Source organism: Pseudomonas sp. Pseusp88, assembly GCF_047303955.1.
In the GTDB taxonomy this organism is placed as follows: domain Bacteria; phylum Pseudomonadota; class Gammaproteobacteria; order Pseudomonadales; family Pseudomonadaceae; genus Aquipseudomonas.
On sequence record NZ_JBGLYM010000050.1, the window covers coordinates 12,642 to 31,190 of the forward strand.

Consider the following 18,549-nt stretch of genomic DNA (forward strand, 5'->3'; position numbering starts at 1 on the left):
TACACCTGGAACCCTGTGGGAGCGGATTTATCCGCGAAGAGGCCGGTACATTCGCTGCATTTTTATGGCCTGAAATGCCGTCTTAGCGAATGAATTCGCTCCCACCATTCGCTTGCGCAATAACGGAAAGGATTTATTGTTTGAATCAATGCTCCCTGGGCGGCATATCCCCGGAGAACAATTCATCTTCAGCGTCCGGGCTGCCTGCAATCGCATGCTCCTCGGATGCCCAGGCACCCAGATCAATCAGCTTGCAGCGATCAGAGCAGAACGGCCGCGCCGGGCTGGCCGCGCTCCATTCCACAGGGGCGCCGCAGGTCGGGCATTGCACGGTTGTCGGGCTCATGATTGGCCTCCACGTAAAGTCAGATAAAAGTGATGCAGCCGCTCCACTTCCTGTTTCAGCCAGGCCGGATCGCGGTCATTGACCAACACATCATCGGCATGACGCAAGCGCTCGGCACGATCGGCCTGGGCCTTGAGAATGGCCTGCACCTGTTCGGCACTGGAGCCGTCGCGCTGCATGGCGCGTTGGATCTGCAGAGCCTGCGGCACATCAATCACCAGAATACGCTGGGTCATGCGCGACTGGCCTGATTCGACCAATAAAGGCGAGACCAGAATGGCGTAGGGCGATTGCGCGCGGGCCAGGTAACTGGCGATTTCCTGACCGATCAGCGGATGCAGCAGCGCTTCCAGCCAGCGCCGTTGCTCGGCGTCCTGGAAAATCAAACCGCGCAGGGCGCTGCGATTAAGGCTGCCATCGGCTTGCAACACACTGTCGCCAAAGTGCTCGACAATCTTCGCCAGCGCCGGCCGACCCGGCTCCACCACCCAGCGAGCGGCGTTATCGGCGTCCACCAGGTGCACGCCGAGGTCGATAAAGTGCTGGGCGGCCGCGCTTTTGCCACTGCCGATCCCGCCGGTAAGGCCGAGAATCCAGGGTGTGTTAACAGGGTTGGTCATTTGAAACCGGCAAACTGCAAATAGGAGTCGGTTATTTGACCACCCCAGAGCAGCGCGATCCAGCCTGCAATGGCCAGATAAGGACCGAAGGGGATCGGCGTACTGGTCTCGGCATTGCGCAGGCGCAGAATAATCAGGCCCAACACCGCCCCCACCGCCGAAGACACCAGAATGGTCAGCGGCACAATCTGCCAACCGCCCCAGGCACCAAACAGCGCCAGCAGCTTGAAGTCACCCTGGCCCATGCCTTCCTTGCCGGTGAGCAACTTGAAGATCCAGAACACCGACCACAGGCTCATATAACCCAGCACCGCGCCCCACAAGGCATCGTGCAGATTGGTAAACAGCCCGAAGGTATTGGCAATCAGCCCCAGCCACAGCAACGGCAGGACCAAGGAGTCCGGCAGCAACTGGTGATCCATATCGATCACACTCATCGCCAGCAGACCCCAACTCAACACCAACACCGCCCCCGCCTGCCAGCCAAAACCGAAATGCCAGGCAATAAACGCCGACAACAGCCCGCAGGCCAGTTCGATCAATGGGTAGCGCTTGCTGATCGGCGCCTTGCACGCGGAGCATTTGCCGCCGAGGAACAGGTAGCTGATGACCGGGAGGTTTTCCCAGGCACGGATTTTATGGGCGCATTGGGGGCAGCGCGAGTGGGGGAGGAACAGGTTGAAGGTTTCGGCCTGTTCCTCGGCGGGCAGAGCGAGCATTTCACGGGCCTGAGCGCGCCAGTCGCGCTCCATCATTATGGGCAGGCGGTAGATCAGGACGTTGAGGAAACTGCCGACCAGCAGGCCCAGGACCAGAGTGGCCAGGGTGAAGGCCAGCGGGGAGCTGGCGAAGAAGTCAGAGAGAGGCATGGTCAAACGACGTTTCCGAGTTTGAAGATAGGCAGATACATCGCAATAACCAGGCCGCCGACGATTACCCCAAGGACTGCCATGATCATGGGCTCCATCAGACTGGTCAGGCTATCGACCATATTGTCGACTTCGTCTTCGTAGTAGGTGGCGACTTTGTCCAGCATCGAGTCCAGGGCACCGGATTCTTCGCCAATCGCCGTCATCTGGATGGCCAGACTGGGGAAGACGCCGACTGAGCGCATGGAGAAGTTCAGTTGCATGCCGGTGGAAACGTCCTGTTTTACTTTGTGTACGGCATTCCTGAATATTACGTTGCCCGTGGCGCCAGCGACAGAGTCCAGTGCCTCAACCAGAGGTACACCTGCCGCGAAAGTAGTCGCCAAAGTGCGCGCGTATCGAGCAACTGATGACTTGTAGATCAGCGGCCCGATCACCGGGACTTTCAGCAGGTTCCTGTCTAACCAATCGCGGAACGCTTCGGATTGTTTATACGCTCGTTTAAACAGAAAAAACGCACCGACTAATGCGATCAAAATCATTAGCCAATAATCCTGCACGTACTGTGAAAGGCCCACAACCATCAGGGTAAAAGCAGGTAGTTCCGCGCCAAAACTGGCAAAAACTGTTTGAAATTGCGGAACCACTTTTATTAAGAGGATCCCCGTCACAATGAACGCGACCACCATGACTGCAATCGGGTAGGTCATGGCCTTCTTGATCTTGGCCTTCAGGGCCTCGGTTTTCTCTTTATACGTGGCAACGCGATCAAGCAGAGACTCCAGGGCACCGGATTGCTCACCTGCGTCCACCAGGTTGCAAAACAGGTCATCGAAATATTCTGGTTTGCTCCTAAGCGCAGAGGCAAAGCTATTACCTGATGCGACGTGTTGCTTGATATCGTCGACCATCTTGCGCATGTTCGGGTTTTCCGCACCCTCGCCGATGATATCGAACGACTGCAGCAGCGGGACACCGGCCTTCATCATGGTCGCCATTTGCCGGGCGAAGAAAGCGATATCCAAGGGCTTAATCTTTTTGCCCTTGCTAAAGAGGGATACAGGTTTTTTCCGCACTTTCAGCGGATTGATGCCCTGTTTACGCAACTGTGCCTTGATCAGCGGAATATTATGCCCGCTTAGTTCGCCGGTGACGGTTGCGCCTTTTCGGTCCTTGCCCTCCCAAGTGTAAACACTGACTTTGACTTCTTTGCTCGCCATTGTTTAATCCTTGGTCACGCGGTTGACTTCTTCGAGGCTGGTAACGCCTTGCATTGCTTTGCGCAGGGCCGAGGTGCGCAGATCGGGGAAACCGTCCTTGCGCATTTGCGAGGCGATCTCCAGAGCATTGCCCTCTTCCATGATCACCCGTTCAAGCGCTGCGGTTTTCTTGACTACTTCATAAATCCCGATGCGGCCTTTATAGCCGCTATTACATTGATCGCAGCCCACGGGCGCATAGATCTTGAACTTGCCGATTTCTGATTCCGGAAAACCTTCCTGAATCAGGGTTTCCCGTGGCAGGTCCACTTCTTTCTTGCAGTATTGGCAGAGCTTGCGCGCCAGGCGCTGGGCAATAATCAGGTTGATCGCCGTGGCAATGTTAAACGCAGCCACGCCCATATGATGCAAGCGAGTCAGGGTTTCAGCCGCGCTATTGGTGTGCAGGGTCGACATCACCATGTGGCCGGTCTGGGACGCCTTGATCGCGATCTCTGCGGTTTCGAGGTCGCGAATCTCACCCACCATGATGACGTCAGGGTCTTGACGCAAGAACGCACGCAGGGCCTGAGCAAAGTCCATTCCTTGACGCGGATTGACGTTAACCTGGTTGATCCCTTCCAGGTTGATCTCTACCGGGTCTTCGGCGGTGGAAATATTGATATCCACGGTGTTGAGGATATTAAGCCCGGTATACAGGGAAACAGTTTTACCCGAACCGGTGGGCCCGGTAACCAGAATCATGCCCTGGGGCTGCTTGAGCGCGTTGAGGTACAGCTCTTTTTGATCCGGCTCATAGCCCAAGGCGTCAATGCCCATTTGCGCGCTGGTAGGGTCGAGGATCCGCATTACGACCTTTTCACCCCACAACGTCGGCAGGGTGTTCATACGGAAATCGATGGACTTGTTCTTCGAGATGCGCAGTTTGACCCGGCCATCCTGAGGTTTACGGCGCTCGGAAATATCCAGCCCAGCCATGACCTTCAACCGTGCGGCGATACGATTTGCCAGATTGATTGGCGGCTTGGCCACTTCGTGAAGAATACCGTCGGTACGCAGTCGTACACGAAAGCTCTTTTCATAGGGTTCAAAGTGTAGGTCGGACGACCCCATACGAATGGCGTCCATCAGCATCTTGTTGACGAAGCGAACCACGGGCGCGTCTTCCGCATCGTCCTTGCCGCTGAGGGAGGTTTCTTTAATATCATCCTGGCTGGACTCGAACTCGACCCCAAGATCGATATCGCCGAGGTCGCCCATGCCGCTGCCGCCATCGAAAAACCGATCGATAGCAATAGTGAGCTTATCGTCTTCCACCAGAATGGCTTCGGTATTCAGCCCGGTGCTGAACTGAACGTCGGTAATGGCTTGATGATTGGCCGGGTCAGAAATACCGACAAATAATTTATTGCCGCGCCTCCACAAAGGCAGGACATGGTGCTGGCGCATCAGCTTTTCGCTGACCAACCCTTGGGGTTGAGCCTCTTTATCAAGGGTAGCCAGATCGAGAAACGGCAGGCCAAACTGCTCCGACGCCATCTCGGCCAGGACCAGGCTTTTGACCAGTTTATTCTGTACCAGGTAGCTGACGAAGGAGGTCTTGTTTCGGCGCGCCTCTTGGTAGGCTTGCTGCGCAGTTTTTTCGTTGAGAAGCTCGGCTACAACCAATTGTTTGGCCAAACCTGTGAGGACGACATCAGTCATAAAACCACCAGATACAGACAGTGGGAGGTTTATAGCGCAGACGGACCTTGCTGCCAAATCAGGACGTAGTAAGTGACGTAAATTGTCAGTTTGTGCTGGCTGATGTGATGCCGCAGATGCCTTTTTCCGAAAAAAATGTAACCGGCGTCACAAAAAACGGGATTGGCACAGCCTGTGCTTTAGCTCAGGCAACGGCACCACTTATTGACGCCTGGAGAAGTAGTAAATGAAAAACGTATCGAAATCCCTGCAAAAGGGCTTCACGCTTATCGAACTGATGATCGTGGTTGCCATCGTAGGTATTCTGGCAGCTGTTGCATTGCCTGCTTATCAAAATTACACCGCCAAAGCTCGTTTTGCGGAAGTGATATCCGTTGCAGATACCTATAAGACCGCTGTTGCCGTATGCGTTCAGAATCTTGGTACTAAAACAGGTTGCTCGCTCGGCACCAACGAAATCCCTGCTACAACTGCCACAACTTACGTTGCTAGCGTAGGTGTTACTGATGGCACTATCACTGTCACCCCTACAACTGCTGGTGGTCTTTCTGCTGCATCGACGTATATTTTGGTTCCTACTGTAGGTGCAGGCGCAACTACTTGGTCTAACTCAACCAGCGGCTGCTTGGCTGCTCAAGGTAATACGCCAATTCTTTGTAAGGCTACCAACTGATGATCCTAGCCTGCTGAGTTGACGAGTCTACTGAGTCCACCCGCACGACTACGCTAAAAGTTCTATCCAGCCGAAATAGCTCAGCCCGGTAGAGCAGCGCACTCGTAACGCGAAGGTCGCAGGTTCGATTCCTGTTTTCGGCACCAGCAACGCAGCACTCAAAAGCCCCGGAAGGCAGTCCATGCCTCCGGGGCTTTTGCTTTCCGGGTCAAAAAACGCTTCAGCCATGACAACCGTCAAAGATCGCAACCAACCCCCATGGCCTAATAACCCGATTCATCCCACAACCAGAATTCCACAAAAAACCAGGGAGAACGCCGTTGCCCTACGAGCTAAATACCATCCGCCATGACCTGCAGGTCACTGCCCTGGATCTGGAGCGGGTCAAGACTGCGATGGCGGGGCATTTCGAGTATCTGCGGCATACGATCCATCAGCACGATGCCGTTGAGGTGCTTGGTCAGATAGAGGGGCTGGGGTCTTCCATCAGTGAGTTGCGCCGGGTAGCGCGGAGCATTGTGACGGATCCGCAAGCGCGCTGAATCGCCAGCTGTTGACCGTTTCTCGCCTCATTCACACACTCGGTAACAGGGTTGATACAGTGCGGCCTTTCGCAAATCCCTCGTCAGCATTTGTTTCGTTGGCGACAGACACGGAGGTCACATGGCCAGTACTGAAATCCAGGACGGCATTGTCGTCACCAGCACACCCATCACCCTTGGCGACGGCAGCAGCGCGACCCTGATCAATGTGCCGATCGTGACCACTTCGCGAGTGGGCACGGCGCAGGACCCTCGATTCGCTTCTATCAAGATCGATAACGGCATCGATTTGCTCTACGTCGGTCAGGGCCTGGATGCCATTTCCACCGGGCTGCATACGCCCGCCCAGGCCAAGGCGACGCTCAATGCGCTGCTCGATGCCACGTCCACTGTGCATGGCAGGGACGAGAAGGCGTATATCAACACCTATACGCAGAAGTACCTGAACACTCTTGCCGTCGACAGCCAGGTGTATGTCACCAGTTATAAACCCAAGTACGACGGCACGGTCTACGAGCGGCAGGCCAGCATTGGTGCCGCGACGATCAAAGACCTGGTGCTGGTGGATCTCAGCGCTACGCCGGCTACGGTGGATACGGCGATTGGTGCGACCTTTGCCCTGGTGGTAGGCGCAGGTCATGTGCAGCTTCGGGGTTCCCAGCACGTGGTGATCGGCGACGATGCCAGCCAGACATTTTATGACAACAGCCGCGGTGGTACGGTCTACGGCGGTGGCGGCAACGATACGCTGATACTCGATAGCTTCATGAATCGCCTGGACCAGTACTTCCATGGCGGCAAGGGCGACGACACACTTGACGTCCAGGGCTTTATGCCGGAGTCACAAATCCAGCAGCACGCCGGATACGTCACCTTCACCGTCAGCACGTTCAACACCATGACCCTGGTCAACGTTGAGCATATCAAGACCTCGAACGGCATCATCGATATCAAGGCCACCACCGAGCAGACCGCCATCGCGACCTTGTATGACCATATCCTCGGCCGCCAGCCTGACCTGGCCGGTTTCGGCTACTGGGATGGGCAGGTCAAGGCGGGGCAGAGCCTGGGCCAGATCGCCGTGACCATGACCCGCTCGCTGGAGTCAGGCAATACGCTGTTCAACGGCAATACCAGTCACGATCTGGACACGCTGTACAACGTGATTCTCAATCGCCCCACCGATGCCGTCGGCAAGGCCTACTGGAGCGCGCAGATCGACCAGGGTCATCAGACCCTGGAACAGGTCGCCCAGGGTTTTGTCACGTCCAATGAGCTGGTGGCGCAGTACATGCCGCAGAGTTCGTGGGATTTTTTGGTGTAAGCATTTTCTCCCAGACCGGGTGCTTTTGATCGAGCAGCACCCGAGGCGACGAACTGCATGCAGGAATGTACGAGGCGGCCGATATGGAGGCCGCCACGCTCAAGGAGAGACGCTCATGTTCCGCAGTTCTCAGCTAATGACCACCGCCCTCGAAATCTTTATCAGCCGCAATGAAACCCTGCGGTGGGAATTGGCCAATTTCCATATCCATCCCGGCGGTCTGTTCATACAGCAGCGCAAGGAAGACCACGCCCACGCCGCATTCGTCCGTGCCGCCGAAGAACGCCGCACCACGCCCCAGGACTACGCCCTGATGTTGATCGCCCGGTCTCCTGCCGAGCTTGAGCAACTACGTGAGGAGCGTCGGCAAGAAATGGCGACGCTGAGCGCTTAACCCTGACTCAAAAAGATAATGGCTGATCAAGGAATCGATGATGCCGCGCAGAACCCGGGTGCTTGTAGGGATACTGATTGTTGTCAGTGTGTTTGCATTGTGGGTCAGTTTTGACTGGGGCTTACCCTTCAGAATGTATGACAGTTATCAAAGGATGCGCGACGAGGTACGGCTTATGGAAAAGGCCAAGGGGCTCGACAAGGTTATCGAAGATCAGTTTGGTGAGGGCTACACGTACTCTCTGTCCATCAATATCGATGACGAGGGCCATACTTCGCGGACCTACACCTTGGTTATGCCCTGCGGTCATACCTATAGCCAGCAGGCGTACATGCAAGGCGTGTTGACTCGTGTACATGACGCCGGTATTCCGTGGCCGGATGCCGTCAAGTTCGAGAAAACCTGCCGATTCACGCCGCCGGATCTGCAATGGCCGGGCAAAAAATGAAATCGTGGTGTAAGCCCGGTGCGGGGCAGGAGCGAACATGTTGGCGAAGCGCCATCCCTGACGCTCCGCGTCAAGACGGCTCGCCAACAAGTTGGCTCCTGCCCGGAGCGGTTCGACCGGACATCTACGTGAACGGTTAGCCCTGATGCCCCAGATACTCGCTAAGCGCCCTACGGGTCAGGTCATTCAAGGAAATACTCTGCCGCGTCGCGGCAACGCTCGCGGCCAGGTGCAGTTCATGTCCCACCCTGACGTTGAATGAGCCTTTGCAGGGGATTTCCGGCTCCTGAGCAAGCGCCGTACAGGTGCTGAGATAGTCATCTACCGCATCGCGGAACGCCTGAGCCAACTCGGCAACCGTCTCTCCCTCGTAGTTGACCAGCGCCCGGATGAACTGGAGTTTGCCGAACAGGCAGTTATCTTCAGGGCTGGCTTCAATCGAACCATAGTAGCCTCGGTGGTTGAGTAAGGTGCTCATCAGATCAATTCTCCTGCCTTCAAGTGATCGATCACCTGTCTTCTGGCGTATGTCTTTATCTCATTGCCGGGGTGAGGCTTGTGCAGGTTGATCATGGCTCGTGGATCGCCATTGTGGAATTTCACCCTGCTGCCATCGCCCTTTATCAGTCGATACCCCAAGCCGTTAAGCAAGCTGACCAGTTCTGGCCAAGTAAACTTGATTTGATAGCTAAGCAGCTTGGTGAGCAGCTTTTCTTGCCTGGTCATGTGATCTTTCCGAATGCGACTAACTTTAGTCGCATTTATAGGATGAATCAATCCGATAAAGGTAGTGATCCCGTACCACCCGGCAGCGCCAAAATCTGCTACGTGGCAGTCAGATCGGACTCCGCAGCTGCCCACTCCCTCACCGCCTGCGCAAACAACCGCAACGCCATCGGTGGATGTCGGTTCGCCGGGTAGTACAGGCACAGCCCTGAATAATTGGGACCACACTTCGGCAGCAGATGGACCAGCCGCCCGCTTTGCAGGTGTTCGGCGACTTGCCCCAAGGGCACCCAAGCGATGCCGATGCCGGCCAGGGCGGCTTCGATCATCAGGTTGATGTTGTCCAGGGTCAGCGGGCCTTCGACGTCGAGGCTGCTGCTGTGCTGGTCCTGCTTGAGATCCCAGCGAAACAGGCCGCCGCTGGTAAAGCGAAAGCGGATGCAGCGGTGGTGCTTGAGGTCCTGGGGTTGTTGCGGGGCAGGGTGGCTGGCCAGGTACTCCGGCGAGGCGACGGCGGCGAAGATCAGGTCGCAGCCAAAGCGTACGGCGATCATGTCCTTGGGCACGTCGTCGTAGAGGCGGATGCCGGCGTCGAAGCCATCGCCGACGATGTCCTGCAGTTTGCTGTCGACCACGAACTCGATATGGATCTGCGGATAGCGTTTGGCAAAGTCGGGTACGACATGGCGGATCAGTTCGCGCAGCGACGATTCCGAGGCGCTGATGCGAATCGAGCCGGATGGGGTGTTGCGCGCCGAGGTGACTTCGTTGACCACATTGGCGAGGTCGGCGAGCAGCGGGCGCACGCCCAGCAGCAGTTGCTCCCCGGCTTCGGTCAGGGCCACCGAGCGGGTGGTGCGGTTGAGCAGGCGCATTTCCAGGCGCGCCTCGAGGTTACGCATCGAGTGGCTCAGGGCGGAAGCGGATACGCCCAGCACTCGGGCTGCGCCGCTGAAGCTGCGATGTTCGGCAATGGTGATGAAGGCGGTGAGTTCGGGCAGGTCGGCGCGCAGCATTGATGAATATTCCTCAGTAGCTTATGCAGAAGTTGCCGTATTGTTGAGAATGTTACAGCTATATAAGGTAGACCGGACCCTACAAGAGGAGCCGGAAAAATGCAAAAGCGTCAGTTAGGCAACAGCGGTCTTGAGGTTTCTGCCATCGGTCTGGGTTGCATGGGCATCAGCTTTGCCTATGGTCCGGCGATGGAGAAGTCCGCCGCTATCCACTTGATTCACGCGGCCTTCGAACGTGGCGTGACCTTCTTCGACACGGCCGAAGCCTACGGCCCGTTCACCAACGAAACGCTGTTGGGCGAAGCCCTGGCGCCCTTTCGTGATCAGATCGTGATCGCCACCAAGTTTGGCTTCAAGAACGGCGATGTGGCTCAGGGGCTCGATAGCCGACCGGAAAATATCCGCGCCGTGGCTGAAGCTTCCCTCAAGCGTTTGAAAACCGATCGCATCGATCTGTTCTATCAGCATCGCGTCGATCCCAATGTACCCATCGAAGAGGTCGCCGGAGCCGTCAAAGAGTTGATTGCCGAGGGCAAGGTCAAGCACTTCGGCCTGTCCGAGGCCGGTGTGCAGTCGATCCGTCGCGCCCATGCCGTGCAGCCGGTGGCCGCGCTGCAGAGTGAATATTCGCTGTGGTGGCGTGAGCCGGAGCAGGACATCCTGCCGGTGCTTGAAGAGCTGGGCATCGGTTTTGTGCCGTTCAGCCCGTTGGGCAAAGGCTTTTTGACCGGGGCTATCAACGAGCAGACCACCTTTGCCGCCGATGACTTCCGCACCATCGTGCCGCGCTTCAGCGAAGAGAACCGCAAGGCCAATGCGCAACTGGTCGAGTTGCTTGGCCAGATCGCCGCGAGCAAGGGTGCCAGCCGTGCGCAGATTGCGATTGCCTGGCTGCTGGCGCGCAAACCCTGGATCGTGCCGATTCCGGGGACCACCAAACTGAACCGTCTTGAGGAAAACACCGGTGCGGCCAGCGTCGAGCTCTCTGCAATGGACCTGTCCGCAATCGAGCTGGCCCTGACCAATATTCAGGTCGTCGGTGATCGCTATCCGGCCCATTTGCAGCAACGGGTCGATCGCTGACTGTGGGCCCGAACTCCTTACCGAGCCAGGGGGCCCTGGCACAGTCGGCAACTCAACTGAAGTGATGCTGATTTTCTATCCTGTGACAGCGTTTGAGTCAGAGACTCAAACGCATCGACAGATCCACCGCCTTCACGTCCTTGGTCATCGAGCCAATGGAAATGTAATCGACGCCTGTCTCGGCAATCACACGCAGGGTTTGTTCGTTGATGCCGCCGCTGGCTTCCAGTTTGGCGCGGCCGGCGGTGCGACGCACGGCTTCGCGCATATCATCCAGGCTCAGTTCGTCGAGCATGATGATGTCAGCCCCGGCGTCGAGGGCCTCCTGCAGTTCTTCCAGGCTTTCGACTTCAACCTCCACCGGCTTGCCTGGAGCAATTTTGTGCGCTGCGCTGATCGCCTGGGCGATGCCACCGCAGGCCGCAATATGGTTTTCCTTGATCAGGAAGGCATCGAACAGGCCGATGCGGTGGTTGTGGCAGCTGCCGCAGGTCACCGCGTATTTCTGCGCCTGACGCAGGCCGGGCAAAGTCTTGCGGGTGTCGAGCAGCTTGACCTGGGTGTCCGCCACCATGTCGGCGAAGTACTGCGCGCGGGTCGCGACCCCCGAGAGCATCTGCAGGAAGTTCAGTGCACTGCGCTCGCCGGTCAGTAGCGAACGGGCCGGGCCTTCGAGGTGAAACAGCGCCTGATTGGGTTTGACCCGGTCGCCATCGGCCACCTGCCAATGCACCGCTACCCGTGGGTCCAGCTGACGAAATACCGCATCGACCCAGGCGCTGCCAGCGATCACCGCATCGTCGCGGCTGATGATGGTGGCCTTGGCCAGGCGTTCGGCGGGAATGAGTTGGGCGGTGATATCGCCACTGCCGACATCCTCCAGCAGCGCGCGGCGCACGTTGGCTTCGATTTCGGCCGTCAGGGTGGCGAGTCGTACATTCGGCATAGCGGGCTCCACTTTCAAAGTGGCCCGAGTATAAGGCAGGTCCTCGCGGTAACCCACCCGTTAGCCTCGCCGACCATCGTTGGAGCGTGGCTTGCCCGCGAACCAGACGGTGCGGTGTTTCTGATCCGCCCAGGTGGACCATTCGCGGGCAAGCCAGGCTCCAACAGAGATCTCGTTTGCACCCAATAGATGCTGTTGGTCGGTTTTTCACCGTTACTTGCGATGGATCGGCTTTTTCACGGTCTACCCCATTGCGAGCACTGGGCTCGCCACAGAGTTTCTTCCGCGATATCCCTACTGGCGAATAGCAATATTTTGCAAGATAATGCGGCGACTTGTATTTGACGTCATGTCTTTGACAGGTGCTGCTGGCTGAGGGAGATCACTTTACAGGCAAGGGCACGAGGCCCGGTTTGCCAAGGGATCGTGGATGTTTTTGGGACTGGGGGCTTGATGCAGGGCGACGAAAAAGTAGTACCGTTGAACAAGGCGAGCGCCGATATGGCCGCTCAGTCCCCCCTTGCCCGTCTGCCGGTGGTGCTGTTGCAAGTGCGCGACAAGGCGGCCCAGCAGCTCAAGGAAGCCTTGCAGGCGTTGTTCGACAACGCCGACGATACCCTTTTCGAGATGGCCGACCGTGCCAAGAGCAACAGCGAGCAGAATCTGTTCTTCGAGGCCATGCGCGACCTGCGCCTGAAACGCAAAAGCATCGAGCGCACCTTCCTCGACAAATTCTACGAAGCCGTTCTGCGCCTGGGCCACTACCAGGTCAGTGATCCGCTGCTGACCCCTGCGCCGGTAGCGTTCGACAAGCTGGCCCTGGTGGCCAACGATGATCTGGAGCGCACCGTGGCCGTCGATGCCATGGTCTCCCGGGTCATGAGCCGTGACAGCGTCGCCCTGGGCCAACTGACGACGCGCCTCAATGCCCTGATCCCGCAGCCGGTCACCGATCAGACCAACCCTATGGGGCCGGCCCAGCTCTGTGATTTTTTCTTGCAGGCCGGGCGCAGCCTGGGCATGGAGATCAAGGTCAAGCTGATCATCCTCAAGCTGTTTGAAAAGTACGTGCTGGCCGACGTCGATCACCTTTACGGCGAAGCCAATCGCCTGTTGATCGCCACCGGCATTCTTCCGGAGCTCAAGTCTCTGCCGTCACGCAGGGCCAGCGATCGTGCGCCGGAAAAGAAGCGCTCCATCAGCGTGGCCGACCCTGAGCTGATTCAGGCGGCGGACAAGATCGACAAGAGCGTGCAGGAAGTGTTCGGTGCTTTGCAGGCACTGGTTGCGGAACTGCGCGGCAAGCTGGCGCCAAGGCATGAGCCCAGCACAGAAGCCCGGCCGATTTCCAGTAATGACCTGCTGCGCCTGCTATCGCACTTGCAGCAGTTCGTTCCCCATTCCGATATGCGTGACGACTTCGACCTGCGCAACCAGCTGGAACAGCTGCTGACCCGGGTCAGTGTCAAAAGCGGCAAGTTCCGCGTGGTCGGCGCCGGTGATGAGGACGTGATCAACCTGATCGCCATGCTCTTCGAATTCATTCTCGACGACCGCAACCTGCCGCATTCGCTGCGTGCGCTGATTGGTCGCCTGCAAATTCCGATGCTCAAAGTGGCGGTGCTGGACAAGAGTTTCTTCAGCCGCGGCAGCCATCCGGCGCGGCGCCTGCTCAATGAAATCGCCTCGGCGGCATTGGGCTGGGGCGGGCGTGACGACTATCAGCGTGACGCTTTATACCTACGGGTCGAACAGATCGTGCAGCGCTTGCTCAACGATTTCGTCGACGACCCGGCGATCTTTTCCGAGTTGTTAGTGGATTTCCTCGCCTTTACCAGCGACGAGCGCCGCCGCAGCGAGCTGCTTGAACAACGCACCCGTGACGCCGAAGAGGGGCGTGCCCGCGCCGAACTGGCCCGTCAGCGCGTGCAGCTTGAACTGAATGAGCGCCTGCTGGGCAAGACCCTGCCTGAAGTGGTGGTGCGCCTGTTGCAGGAAGCCTGGAGCAAAGTGTTGCTGCTGACCTGTCTCAAGCATGGCGAAGAGTCGCCTGAATGGCAGGCGGGCCTGGCAGCCATGGACGATCTGGTCTGGAGCGTCGAGCTGCATGAAGAGCCCGAAGCCCGTCAGCGCCTGCTGGAACTGGTGCCCGGCCTGCTCAAGGCCCTGCGCGACGGCCTGACCAGCGCGGCTTTTGACCCTTTTGCCACCAGCGAATTCTTCAGCCAACTGGAAGTGCTGCATGTTCAAGCCTTCCAGCATTTTGCGCGGATTCAGGAAGTCGATGGCGGCGCGGTGACCGCCGAGCCGGACCCAACGCCGCCGATGATGGCCGTAGTCGAGGAAATCGTCCTGATTGCCCCCGGCGAGCAACTGTTCAGCGAGCCGGTCCTGAACCTGCCCGCCAATGACGAAGGGCTGCTCAAGGTCGATCAACTGCGCCTCGGTTGCTGGGTCGAGATGCAGGAAGACGAAGACCACAAGCTGCGCTGCAAGCTGGCCGCCATCGTCGAGCCGGGCGGGCGCTACATCTTCGTCAACCGCACCGGCATGAAAGTCATGGAAAAGACCCGCATGGGCCTGGCCGTGGAATTCCGCCGTGGTTCCATTCGCGTACTCGACGACACGCTGTTGTTCGACCGGGCACTGGAGTCGGTAATTGGTAGCCTGAGCAAGCGCAAGGGTGCCTGAAGCTGGTCTATGCAATGGCGACATGTGGGACCGGCTGCAGCCGGGAAGGCGTCATCACCCCCCATGTCGTTCTTTCGACTATAGCGGCGTCTTCCCGGCTAAAGCCGGTCCCACATTCGATCCATAATCACCTCACATCCGCTCCCATCGCGGGCATACTGACAGCTCTGACCGCCCCTCAAGGAGCCTTCATGCAGCTGGACCGCGCCACAGGCTGGTGCCAAGGCATACAGCACTGCCCATCGGCCAATTTCAATGAACGACCGGACGCTGAAATCTCGCTGCTGGTGATCCACAACATCAGCCTGCCTCCCGCCCAGTTCAAGACCGGCAAGGTTCAGGCGCTGTTCCAGAACCGTCTGGATCCCGCCGAGCATCCCTATTTCGCAAGCATTGCCGACCTGCGGGTTTCCGCGCACTTTCTGATTGAACGTGATGGCGAGGTGACGCAGTTCGTCTCTTGTCTTGAGCGCGCGTGGCATGCCGGTGTATCACGCTTCCAAGGGCGGGATACCTGTAATGATTTCTCGATTGGCATCGAGCTGGAAGGCACGGATGATCAGCCGTTCACCGAGATCCAGTATGCGGTGCTGATCGATTTGACCCGGCAGTTGCAGGCGGCGTTTCCGGCCATCACCGCGCAACGAATCTGTGGGCACAGTGATATTGCTCCGGGGCGCAAGACCGATCCCGGACCGTTTTTTGAGTGGCCCCGCTTTCTGGCGGCGTTGCAGGACTGATTTGAGGAACAGGTAATGAGCTTTCTGGTGTTGCTGCTGGCGGTCTGGATCGAAAAATTCTCGGCCCTGCGCCAGCGTGTCCAGCGCGACGGCCCTTGGTTGCGGGCCTTGGCGCGGTTGGAGGCGAGCCCGCGTCTGGGCGCTCATCCCTGGCTGATGCTGCTGCTGACGGTCTTGCTGCCGGTGTCGATTCTGGGGCTGATTCTGTTTGTGCTGGGTTCGGTGGCCTATGGCTGGCTGGTGTTCCCGCTGCATCTGTTGGTGTTGATCTACAGCCTTGGGCGCGGCGATCTGATTGCTGCCCTGGGGCCATTTCGCGATGCCTGTCGGCGTGGCGATGTCGAAGCGGCCGCGCTGGTGGCCGACAGGGATATGGGGGTGCAGGCCGAGAATGGCGAGCAACTGCTCGCGGGCGTACAGCGCTACATGATGTGGCAGGCATTCCAGAGCTTTTTCGTGGTGATCTTTTGGTACTTCCTGCTGGGCCCGGTGGCAGCATTGGCCTATCGCCTGTTGGCCTTGGCGGCGGAGAAGGGCAGCAGCCCGGCTCTGGTTGAACGCGCCGGGCAACTGCGCCATGCCTTTGACTGGGTGCCGGTGCGCCTGCTTGCCGCCAGCTTCGCCCTGGTCGGCAATTTCGTCGCGGTCAGTCGGGTCATGTTGCACGAGCTGCTCAACTGGAATATCAGCTCGGCGCAACTGATCGCCCATATCGGCTGCGTCGCCAGTGAAGTGCCCGAGCCGGAGTTGGGTGCCGAAGGGGTTTCCAGCCTCGATGTGCTGTGGGAATTGCTGATTCGCGCGGCGATTGTCTGGTACGCGGGCTTTGCTTTGTGGACCTTGCTCGTCTGAGTTGACGACTGTATTTGCTTCTATGGGACCGGCCGGGAATACGTCTTCCCGGCTAAAGCCGGTCCCACATTGATCTCCTATAGCCTTTCCCCGCATTTACTTTTACTTACAAAACCCCTCTCAGGATTCCGGTATACAGGTTTGGCGCCCGCTAATGGCGTTGAGCTACTGCCGCACCCCAAAACAATAAAAGAAAAAGGGAGAGTTCTGTGAAGAGCCTTTTGTCTCCGGCTATCGCGTTGATGAACCGCCTCAGCTTTGGCATGAAATTCAGCCTGATCAGCGTGCTGTTTTTCGTGCCCATGCTGGTCACCAATTTCTATCTGGTGCGCGACGCCTATCGCGAATTGCTGGTGACGCGCACCGAGCAGCAGAGCCTGGTGTTGTTCGGCGACAGTCTGAGCCTGCGCCGCGACGTAGAAACCCTGAGCCAGCTGGCGGCGATCAATCTGGTCCTGGGTCAGTCGAGCAAGGTCGCGGAACTGGAAAACCGCATCAGTAGCCTGGAAAGCACTGTGCTGGGCAAGCTCAACGGCCTCACAGCGGTGACACTGGTGCCGGAGCAGGTCAGTGTGTTCAATGCCAAGCGTGATGAGCTGATCGCCGATTTCAAGGCGCAACAGGCCGAATCCGGCTTGCAGAACAAGAACGCGCAGCTGGAAAAGCTGCTGAACAAGACCCTGACTTTCAGCAAGGTGATCGCCAGTCAGGCAGGGCTGAGTCAGGATCCCAACAGTGATATTCGCCAGCTCACCGAACTGCTCACCAGTGTCACGCCGCTGGTTACTCAGGCGCTCGGTGAAGGCCGGGCCATGGGCTCGTACTCCCTCGGTCAGGGCCAGCTCAATTCCGCCACCAGCACCCATTTCGACGATCTGCTGCAGCGCCTGGAAAAACTCCAGGCCGATTACGCCCTCAAGTTGCAGGACGCCCTGGCCGCCAGCCCCGAAGCGCACAAGAGCCTCGACACCCTGGCCAGCAATAGCCTGGCGACCCTCAAGCAAGGCAGCGAGCTGTTCGAAGAGCAGATCATGGTCGCCGAAACCCTCGACGCGCCATGGCAGGGTTTCTACGACAAGACCACCGCCCTGATTGCCCAGACCTACCAGCTCAGTGATGCGACCCTGACCTTTCTCGATCGGCAGTTGCAACAGCGCCTGGCTGAGAACCGTCAGCAGATGATCTTGCTGATCAGCGCCCTGGCGGCCGTATTCCTGCTGATTTTCTACCTGTATGGCGGCTTCTACGTCTCGACTCGCACCACGCTGCGGCGACTAGGGCTGATCATGGACAAGGTGGCGGCGGGGGACATGACCGCGACTTTTGTCGCCCATAGCCGTGATGAACTGGGCGAACTGGGCCGGGTGTTCAACGGCACCGTGGCGAAAATCCATGACCTGATCGAGAAAGTCGGCCAGACCGTGATCGAAGTCGAGCGCCAGTCCGCACAGGTCGAGTCGGTATCGTCCCTGAGCAATCAGGCGGTGGCGGGGCAGCGCAGCCAGATCGAACAGGTGGCCACGGCCATGAATCAGATGTCCGCCACTGCCCATGAAGTTGCGCGCAGTGCTGCGGCGGCCGTGCACAGCGCGCAAAGCGTCAATCAGGAGACCGTCAACGGTCGCGGTCTGGTGCAGTCGCAGCAAGGCAGCATCGCTCGTCTGGCCGGGGAGATCGATCAGTCGGTGCAAGTGATCAACCAACTGGCCACCGACAGCAGCGCCATCAGCCGGGTATTGGAGGTGATCAAGAGCGTGGCCGAGCAGACCAACCTGTTGGCCCTCAACGCTGCCATCGAAGCTGCGCGGGCAGGCGAGCAGGGTCGGGGTTTTGCCGTGGTTGCCGACGAAGTGCGCACCCTGGCCCGGCGCACCCAGCAATCCACCGAGGAAATCGCTGCGATGATTCTGCGCTTGCAGTCCGGCGTCGACGCAGCGGTCAAGGCCATGGGTGTCAGTCATGAAATGGCCACCGGCACCGTAGGGCAGTCGGAGCAGGTGCAGCAGGCGCTGGAGAATATCCTCGCCGCCGTAGGCCTGATCGTCGATCAGAACCAACAGATCGCCGCCGCCGTCGAGCAACAGACCGCCGTGGCCCACGATATCGATCAGAACATCGTCGAAATCAACCTGGCCGGTGAACGTACTGCCGACGGCGCCAACCAGACCGAACACGCCAGCCGCCAGCTCTCGGCGCAGGTGCTGGAGTTGCAGCAGTTGATCAGTGCCTTCCGCGTGTGAATGACAAGGGGGGTCGGTGGGAGCGAGTTTTGTGGGAGCAAATGTTGTGGGAGCGAATTCATTCGCGAAGAGGCCGGTACATCCGATAGATATTCGTCGCCTGGAATGCCACCTT

At 58.3% G+C, this 18,549-nt stretch carries 19 protein-coding genes, 1 tRNA gene and 1 pseudogene; 12 read left to right on the forward strand and 9 right to left on the reverse strand.

Annotation, left to right across the window (positions count from 1 at the left end; translation table 11 throughout):
• Nucleotides 1-145 precede the first annotated feature (145 nt).
• Genes yacG through pilB form a run of 5 tightly spaced genes read right to left on the reverse strand, consistent with a single transcriptional unit; the run spans nt 146 to nt 4,759 of the window.
• Entirely contained in the window at nt 146-349 is a 204-nt protein-coding gene (yacG, locus tag ACCD02_RS30670; protein ID WP_413310167.1) for a DNA gyrase inhibitor YacG, read from the reverse strand.
• Nucleotides 343-966: a dephospho-CoA kinase gene (gene coaE / locus ACCD02_RS30675; RefSeq protein WP_413310124.1), complete on the reverse strand. Its 624-nt coding sequence runs from the start codon at nt 964-966 to the stop codon at nt 343-345. The genes yacG and coaE overlap by 7 nt, the downstream gene beginning before the upstream one ends.
• On the reverse strand, nt 963-1,835 hold the full coding sequence (locus tag ACCD02_RS30680; protein ID WP_413310126.1) for a prepilin peptidase: 873 nt from the start codon (nt 1,833-1,835) through the stop codon (nt 963-965). The genes coaE and ACCD02_RS30680 overlap by 4 nt, the downstream gene beginning before the upstream one ends.
• Nucleotides 1,836-1,837: 2 nt before the next feature.
• A complete protein-coding gene (locus ACCD02_RS30685) occupies nt 1,838-3,055 on the reverse strand; it encodes a type II secretion system F family protein (RefSeq protein ID WP_413310128.1) in 1,218 nt (405 codons plus the stop codon).
• 3 nt (nt 3,056-3,058) lie between these two features.
• On the reverse strand, nt 3,059-4,759 hold the full coding sequence (pilB, locus tag ACCD02_RS30690) for a type IV-A pilus assembly ATPase PilB (protein WP_413310130.1): 1,701 nt from the start codon (nt 4,757-4,759) through the stop codon (nt 3,059-3,061).
• 226 nt (nt 4,760-4,985) lie between these two features.
• On the opposite strand from pilB, the gene ACCD02_RS30695 reads away from it, so the two are divergent.
• The 6 genes from ACCD02_RS30695 to ACCD02_RS30720 all read left to right on the forward strand — a co-directional run bounded on the left by ACCD02_RS30695 (nt 4,986) and on the right by ACCD02_RS30720 (nt 8,140).
• Entirely contained in the window at nt 4,986-5,432 is a 447-nt protein-coding gene (locus tag ACCD02_RS30695; RefSeq protein ID WP_413310133.1) for a pilin, read from the forward strand.
• A 69-nt stretch (nt 5,433-5,501) separates the two neighbouring features.
• Nucleotides 5,502-5,578: transfer RNA gene (locus ACCD02_RS30700), tRNA-Thr, on the forward strand.
• A gap of 174 nt (nt 5,579-5,752) precedes the next feature.
• Nucleotides 5,753-5,974, forward strand: a complete 222-nt coding sequence (locus ACCD02_RS30705; protein WP_413310136.1) for a hypothetical protein — start codon at nt 5,753-5,755, stop codon at nt 5,972-5,974.
• Between the two features lie 121 nt (nt 5,975-6,095).
• Nucleotides 6,096-7,298, forward strand: a complete 1,203-nt coding sequence (locus ACCD02_RS30710; protein WP_413310139.1) for a DUF4214 domain-containing protein — start codon at nt 6,096-6,098, stop codon at nt 7,296-7,298.
• Between the two features lie 115 nt (nt 7,299-7,413).
• Nucleotides 7,414-7,692, forward strand: a complete 279-nt coding sequence (locus ACCD02_RS30715; protein WP_413310142.1) for a DUF6388 family protein — start codon at nt 7,414-7,416, stop codon at nt 7,690-7,692.
• A 40-nt stretch (nt 7,693-7,732) separates the two neighbouring features.
• Complete coding sequence (locus tag ACCD02_RS30720) at nt 7,733-8,140, forward strand: hypothetical protein (protein ID WP_413310145.1); 408 nt, start codon at nt 7,733-7,735, stop codon at nt 8,138-8,140.
• A gap of 136 nt (nt 8,141-8,276) precedes the next feature.
• Here the strand turns inward: ACCD02_RS30720 and ACCD02_RS30725 are convergent, their stop codons facing one another.
• From ACCD02_RS30725 to ACCD02_RS30735, 3 genes are all read right to left on the reverse strand, one after another.
• Nucleotides 8,277-8,618, reverse strand: a complete 342-nt coding sequence (locus ACCD02_RS30725) for a type II toxin-antitoxin system HicB family antitoxin (RefSeq protein WP_413310147.1) — start codon at nt 8,616-8,618, stop codon at nt 8,277-8,279.
• Nucleotides 8,618-8,866, reverse strand: a complete 249-nt coding sequence (locus tag ACCD02_RS30730; RefSeq protein WP_413310148.1) for a type II toxin-antitoxin system HicA family toxin — start codon at nt 8,864-8,866, stop codon at nt 8,618-8,620. Before ACCD02_RS30730 ends, ACCD02_RS30725 begins: the two co-directional genes overlap by 1 nt.
• A gap of 98 nt (nt 8,867-8,964) precedes the next feature.
• Nucleotides 8,965-9,882, reverse strand: a complete 918-nt coding sequence (locus ACCD02_RS30735) for a LysR family transcriptional regulator (protein WP_413310151.1) — start codon at nt 9,880-9,882, stop codon at nt 8,965-8,967.
• Between the two features lie 99 nt (nt 9,883-9,981).
• Here ACCD02_RS30735 and ACCD02_RS30740 point away from each other — a divergent pair, with 99 nt between their 5' ends.
• Nucleotides 9,982-10,965 (forward strand): aldo/keto reductase, encoded by a 984-nt coding sequence (locus ACCD02_RS30740; RefSeq protein WP_413310154.1) that lies wholly within the window; start codon nt 9,982-9,984, stop codon nt 10,963-10,965.
• A gap of 97 nt (nt 10,966-11,062) precedes the next feature.
• Here the strand turns inward: ACCD02_RS30740 and nadC are convergent, their stop codons facing one another.
• Complete coding sequence (gene nadC, locus ACCD02_RS30745; protein WP_413310157.1) at nt 11,063-11,911, reverse strand: carboxylating nicotinate-nucleotide diphosphorylase; 849 nt, start codon at nt 11,909-11,911, stop codon at nt 11,063-11,065.
• Between the two features lie 453 nt (nt 11,912-12,364).
• On the opposite strand from nadC, the gene ACCD02_RS30750 reads away from it, so the two are divergent.
• The 5 genes and pseudogenes from ACCD02_RS30750 to ACCD02_RS30770 all read left to right on the forward strand — a co-directional run bounded on the left by ACCD02_RS30750 (nt 12,365) and on the right by ACCD02_RS30770 (nt 18,434).
• Nucleotides 12,365-14,602, forward strand: a complete 2,238-nt coding sequence (locus tag ACCD02_RS30750) for a DUF1631 domain-containing protein (RefSeq protein WP_413310160.1) — start codon at nt 12,365-12,367, stop codon at nt 14,600-14,602.
• A gap of 191 nt (nt 14,603-14,793) precedes the next feature.
• The gene (gene ampD, locus ACCD02_RS30755; RefSeq protein ID WP_413310163.1) at nt 14,794-15,342 is read left to right on the forward strand and encodes a 1,6-anhydro-N-acetylmuramyl-L-alanine amidase AmpD; all 549 of its coding nucleotides are present in this window, start codon (nt 14,794-14,796) and stop codon (nt 15,340-15,342) included.
• Nucleotides 15,343-15,357: 15 nt separating this feature from the next.
• Nucleotides 15,358-16,194, forward strand: coding sequence for a regulatory signaling modulator protein AmpE (gene ampE / locus ACCD02_RS30760; RefSeq protein WP_413310165.1), 837 nt, complete (start codon nt 15,358-15,360; stop codon nt 16,192-16,194).
• A gap of 1,178 nt (nt 16,195-17,372) precedes the next feature.
• Nucleotides 17,373-17,576, forward strand: a pseudogene (locus ACCD02_RS30765) (HAMP domain-containing protein); the annotation flags it as partial.
• Between the two features lie 153 nt (nt 17,577-17,729).
• Nucleotides 17,730-18,434: a methyl-accepting chemotaxis protein gene (locus ACCD02_RS30770; RefSeq protein ID WP_413310169.1), complete on the forward strand. Its 705-nt coding sequence runs from the start codon at nt 17,730-17,732 to the stop codon at nt 18,432-18,434.
• Nucleotides 18,435-18,549 lie beyond the last annotated feature (115 nt).

Excerpts from the sequence above, each read along its gene's own strand:
- coaE (WP_413310124.1), bottom strand. The coding sequence starts at position 966 with ATGACCAACCCTGTTAACACACCCTGGATTCTCGGCCTTACCGGCGGG.
- ACCD02_RS30680 (WP_413310126.1), bottom strand. The coding sequence starts at position 1,835 with ATGCCTCTCTCTGACTTCTTCGCCAGCTCCCCGCTGGCCTTCACCCTG.
- ACCD02_RS30685 (WP_413310128.1), bottom strand. The coding sequence starts at position 3,055 with ATGGCGAGCAAAGAAGTCAAAGTCAGTGTTTACACTTGGGAGGGCAAG.
- pilB (WP_413310130.1), bottom strand. The coding sequence starts at position 4,759 with ATGACTGATGTCGTCCTCACAGGTTTGGCCAAACAATTGGTTGTAGCC.
- ACCD02_RS30695 (WP_413310133.1), top strand. The coding sequence starts at position 4,986 with ATGAAAAACGTATCGAAATCCCTGCAAAAGGGCTTCACGCTTATCGAA.
- ACCD02_RS30710 (WP_413310139.1), top strand. The coding sequence starts at position 6,096 with ATGGCCAGTACTGAAATCCAGGACGGCATTGTCGTCACCAGCACACCC.
- ACCD02_RS30715 (WP_413310142.1), top strand. The coding sequence starts at position 7,414 with ATGTTCCGCAGTTCTCAGCTAATGACCACCGCCCTCGAAATCTTTATC.
- ACCD02_RS30720 (WP_413310145.1), top strand. The coding sequence starts at position 7,733 with ATGCCGCGCAGAACCCGGGTGCTTGTAGGGATACTGATTGTTGTCAGT.
- ACCD02_RS30725 (WP_413310147.1), bottom strand. The coding sequence starts at position 8,618 with ATGAGCACCTTACTCAACCACCGAGGCTACTATGGTTCGATTGAAGCC.
- ACCD02_RS30730 (WP_413310148.1), bottom strand. The coding sequence starts at position 8,866 with ATGACCAGGCAAGAAAAGCTGCTCACCAAGCTGCTTAGCTATCAAATC.
- ACCD02_RS30735 (WP_413310151.1), bottom strand. The coding sequence starts at position 9,882 with ATGCTGCGCGCCGACCTGCCCGAACTCACCGCCTTCATCACCATTGCC.
- ACCD02_RS30740 (WP_413310154.1), top strand. The coding sequence starts at position 9,982 with ATGCAAAAGCGTCAGTTAGGCAACAGCGGTCTTGAGGTTTCTGCCATC.
- nadC (WP_413310157.1), bottom strand. The coding sequence starts at position 11,911 with ATGCCGAATGTACGACTCGCCACCCTGACGGCCGAAATCGAAGCCAAC.
- ACCD02_RS30750 (WP_413310160.1), top strand. The coding sequence starts at position 12,365 with ATGCAGGGCGACGAAAAAGTAGTACCGTTGAACAAGGCGAGCGCCGAT.
- ampD (WP_413310163.1), top strand. The coding sequence starts at position 14,794 with ATGCAGCTGGACCGCGCCACAGGCTGGTGCCAAGGCATACAGCACTGC.
- ampE (WP_413310165.1), top strand. The coding sequence starts at position 15,358 with ATGAGCTTTCTGGTGTTGCTGCTGGCGGTCTGGATCGAAAAATTCTCG.
- ACCD02_RS30770 (WP_413310169.1), top strand. The coding sequence starts at position 17,730 with ATGTCCGCCACTGCCCATGAAGTTGCGCGCAGTGCTGCGGCGGCCGTG.